This window comes from Pseudorhodobacter sp., from assembly GCF_030452865.1.
Classification (GTDB): domain Bacteria; phylum Pseudomonadota; class Alphaproteobacteria; order Rhodobacterales; family Rhodobacteraceae; genus Pseudorhodobacter.
On sequence record NZ_JAKDLJ010000411.1, the window covers coordinates 1 to 3,124 of the forward strand.

Annotated in this window: 4 protein-coding genes and 1 pseudogene; 3 read left to right on the forward strand and 2 right to left on the reverse strand. The window is 57.6% G+C overall.

Annotated features, from left to right (window positions below; genetic code table 11):
• Positions 1-18 precede the first annotated feature (18 nt).
• Positions 19-312, reverse strand: a pseudogene (locus L0H65_RS17225) (recombinase family protein); the annotation flags it as partial.
• A 242-nt stretch (positions 313-554) separates the two neighbouring features.
• Here L0H65_RS17225 and L0H65_RS17230 point away from each other — a divergent pair.
• The 3 genes from L0H65_RS17230 (at position 555) to L0H65_RS17240 (ending at position 1,521) form a co-directional block, all read left to right on the forward strand.
• Positions 555-845: an XRE family transcriptional regulator gene (locus tag L0H65_RS17230; RefSeq protein ID WP_301460460.1), complete on the forward strand. Its 291-nt coding sequence runs from the start codon at positions 555-557 to the stop codon at positions 843-845.
• A 99-nt stretch (positions 846-944) separates the two neighbouring features.
• Positions 945-1,199 (forward strand): addiction module antitoxin, encoded by a 255-nt coding sequence (locus tag L0H65_RS17235; RefSeq protein WP_301460457.1) that lies wholly within the window; start codon positions 945-947, stop codon positions 1,197-1,199.
• Complete coding sequence (locus L0H65_RS17240) at positions 1,180-1,521, forward strand: type II toxin-antitoxin system RelE/ParE family toxin (protein WP_301460458.1); 342 nt, start codon at positions 1,180-1,182, stop codon at positions 1,519-1,521. The genes L0H65_RS17235 and L0H65_RS17240 overlap by 20 nt, the downstream gene beginning before the upstream one ends.
• Before the next feature lie 638 nt (positions 1,522-2,159).
• Here the strand turns inward: L0H65_RS17240 and L0H65_RS17245 are convergent.
• Positions 2,160-2,999: an HNH endonuclease gene (locus L0H65_RS17245; protein WP_301460459.1), complete on the reverse strand. Its 840-nt coding sequence runs from the start codon at positions 2,997-2,999 to the stop codon at positions 2,160-2,162.
• Positions 3,000-3,124 lie beyond the last annotated feature (125 nt).

Here is a 3,124-nt window from a genome sequence, read left to right on the forward strand (position 1 = left end):
ATCCTGAAACCGGCCTCAGCGGCTGACGTCATAGCCCAGAATGGCATTGAAATCCGCCTTGCCGGTTCGGACCTCGGCCATCAGGTTCTGCAGCGCTTCGCGACCGTCCAACCGCAAGCCGGACCGACCGGAGTCCTCGAACACGCGCAGGATCTGCAGACCCCGGGCGGTGGCGTAGTTGCGAATGACGTCGAGCTGGTTCTCAGTTGAGTACTTCTGGTGATCGGTCGACATCCGCACATAGGCGACCGCCGGGATATCCTGTCCGGCCTCGTCGCCTATGTCCTCGCTGTTGTATCGACCATTATTCAAACCGGGTTTTCCTTTTCAGCCTTCTTTGGTATCAATTTTTCCATCTGGCACAAACGCGTCTGGAAAGTCGTTTCCTGAAACGGGCAAGGACTTTCCGTTTGCCCGGCAGTCAGTTCTCAAAGACCAATTCATTAATGCGCTCCCAAAATCAGTAATGTCCGTCAAGCGGTCCAATGACCCACAGCGGACAAAATCGACTCCCGCCGTTTTCATGGTTCTTCAATTGTTTAACGAAGAAGGACGTGAAAATGCGCGTGAAGATGGGCACATTTGTGCACCCGGTCGAAGAACCAACCGATTATCGAGCCGCCATAGCGATGGCTCTGCACGAAGAGTTGGACGACACACACAGGGCAATCAAAACGGCCATGCGCTGGACGGGTGCCAGCGAACGCACTGTGAAGTACTGGTTCTCGGGCGAGCGGGGGCCGAGCGGCGACCATCTGATCGCCCTCGCGCGGCATTCGGATGCCGTGCTCTACGTTATTCTTGCACTTGCGGGCCGCCATATTGTCGAGGAGGCAGACGATTGAGGGGCAAACGATGATCGGCGGGAGTAGGGTGCAGCTCACTCTTGTTTTGTGTGCGTTTTTGGTTATATTGAATACACGCGAGATGAGAGGTGCTGCGCCATGTCCCGAACGACCACGATGACCGTCCGCCTTGGTGGGGCCCTGAGTGACTTCGTGTCGGCCAACGTAGGCGATGACGGGTCCTATGAGAACGTCAGCGAGTACATCCGCGACCTGATCCGGCGTGACAAGGAGAGGGCGGAGCAGGAAACTTTCAACCGGCTGAAGGGCGAGCTGACCCACGCATTCGCAGCGCCCGAGGAGACGTATCAACCGCTGACGGCAGCAGAGGTGATTGCGCGGAACCGGGCCTGATCCAGTGCCCGCCATTCGTATCCAGGAAGGGGCGTCGCACCGCCTCGATGACATCTACCGCTACACCCGCAAAAGGTGGGGCGACGATCAGGCTGAGAAATATATTACCGGCCTGTTCGCGGCCTTCGACAAGATCGCTGCCCACGGCGTCGCATCAAAGCCCGTCCCGGCCGAGTTCGGCGTCGAAGGGTTCTTCTTTCGATACGAGCGCCATTTCGTCTACTGGCGACATCTCTCGAATGGCGACATCGGGATTGTGACGATCCTGCACGAGCGCATGCATCAGATCGACCGGTTTGGGGAAGATTTCGGGCTCGCATGATCGGATGTCTTTTCAAGGCGCATCAGATTCGCGCAGGGTGGTATCGTCGATGTTTGCACGGTCTAGCGGTGCCCGTAGATACCAACTTGCTGGAGGTGAGGAAGATGCCGCTCTCGTCAGACGGCATCGCCATGTCAGACCATTGCAGTGTTGGAAGCGCACGTGGGGTACATCGAGCGAAAATTATTAATTTAAAATCAATGCTTTGACTTGGAGAAGGTTCGACCGCAGTCCTGTTCCCTCCGCCACTTGCACATTGCAAACCCGAAAACAGGTCCCTCGCGGGGCCTTTTTCTTTGTGTGCCAAAGGGGTTTGCAGGAGCCATCCGCCCTTCGGAGACGGCCCTGCCGCGCGAGATCGGTCTCTGAACGCCCGCCGTCTCTTTCCACCCGCCCCTCTCTTTCGGCGAGACGGGTTCAAAACCTCCATGCATTTCAAGGAACTGGCTGGATCGCGTTGCGCCCGTGTTTCGGTGGTTCCGGTTTGTTTCGATGCAGACGGAGACGCGACACGGGCGGCGTGGTGGTTGGTATGTCTTGGGAACTCTGCGCGAAGTCTCTGGCGTTGAAGCGCATCATGCCCGTCGCACTGGAACCGGCGCGGCCCGACTTAGCTGACCCCAGGCACCCCAGAAAGCCTACTCCGTGCCTTCGGGTTTGCCGGTCAGAACGGTGTTGATGATTGCGACATAGCGGTCCGCGAGATTGCGAACGTCCTGGTGCGCGAGTTCGATGATGGCCCGCAGCTGAGCGTGGTCCCCAATTGGTTCGTAACCTTGCGACATCATGTGCGCCTCGATGGTCTCGATCCTGATCGGATCGTCGGCCAGGAACTCGCGAAAGTCCCACTCTGCCTTTCGCGCATTGCAGGCACGACAGCTGGGGACCAGATTGCCAAGCCGATGCTCGCCGAGTGCCTGTTTGTTGATGGGCACGACGTGGTCCATGACCAGCTCACCTTCGGTACCGCAATAGGCGCAAGCGCGGCCGAACGCGTCCACCACCGCCTGCCATTGCAGCGCGTTGAACTGCTCATCGCCAAGGCGGCTTAGAATGTTTCGTACCAGATAATTCTGTGCGTTCCCGATGGCGTTTCCCTTGTAACGCCCTCGTGCAGCACGGATGGCAACGTCCGGCGGCAGGGCATCGGATGTCGCTGTCTCAGGATGAGAGTCTGCGGGGAGCCCTTTGCTGGCCAGGTAGCGCTGCAAAAGGGGAAGGCTCTTGCTGGTCGGAGGATTGAACCATTGGCTCGTCACGCGCACGGGGACGCCATGAATCACATATTCGCGCGTCCAGTACCTGACGCGATCAGCTGCCCCTATCTGGGCCACCTGACGGCAAAACGGATAATTAATATCGAAGGTTTCTTTTGAATATCTCGGATCTTGCAGACGCGCGAATTCCTCAGGCTCGGTTTCTTCGCAGTATTTGAAGATTGCCGGAACGCTGCTTTGGACGATTTGACCGATCTTCATGAAATCCCCGCGATGCTTGCAAAGGAAACATACCCGCGAGGCTATTCGGCGACGAGCATCATTTTATGCCGAGGTTGAGTTCCATCACCGAAATGCCCGCTCAGCCTGCACCATCCATGTTTCCC